The organism is uncultured Roseibium sp., assembly GCF_947499295.1.
In the GTDB taxonomy this organism is placed as follows: Bacteria; Pseudomonadota; Alphaproteobacteria; order Rhizobiales; family Stappiaceae; genus Roseibium.
Genome location: NZ_CANMNP010000150.1, coordinates 1 through 390, shown reverse-complemented (window position 1 = coordinate 390; position 390 = coordinate 1). Strand labels below are relative to the sequence as shown.

General features: G+C 52.8%; 1 pseudogene. It reads right to left on the bottom strand.

Going from position 1 to position 390, the window contains the following annotated elements:
* Positions 1 to 76 precede the first annotated feature (76 nt).
* A pseudogene (locus Q0835_RS30200) lies at positions 77 to 241 on the bottom strand (IS6 family transposase); the annotation flags it as partial.
* Between the last annotated feature and the right edge of the window lie 149 nt (positions 242 to 390).

The window sequence follows — 390 nt, the reverse complement described above, 5'->3', positions numbered from 1 at the left end:
TTGCAAGATATGGACTTCAGAACCTGATCGTTTCAGACTTAATCCGATCCATCAAATGCCGGGACTGAACACCTAGGGCATAGGTCTGAACCCACCGGTAGATCGTGGCGTGATCAACGCGTACGCCACGCTCAGCCATCATCTGTTCAAGGTCCCGGTAGCTGATCCCATACCGGCAATACCAGCGAACCGCCCACAACACGACCTCGCCGCTGAAATGACGACCTTTAAATGCTTTCATGAAATCAACAGCCTAATCTGAAAAGCTGCTTCTCGCATCAGAGACGGAAATTTGCAACAGAGCCCTTCATTGTCCGGCTTGCGCGTCACCCGTGAGCTCGATGCGCTCATCCGTCTGCGTGGTAAACCGGTCACCGTGGTTTCCGACAA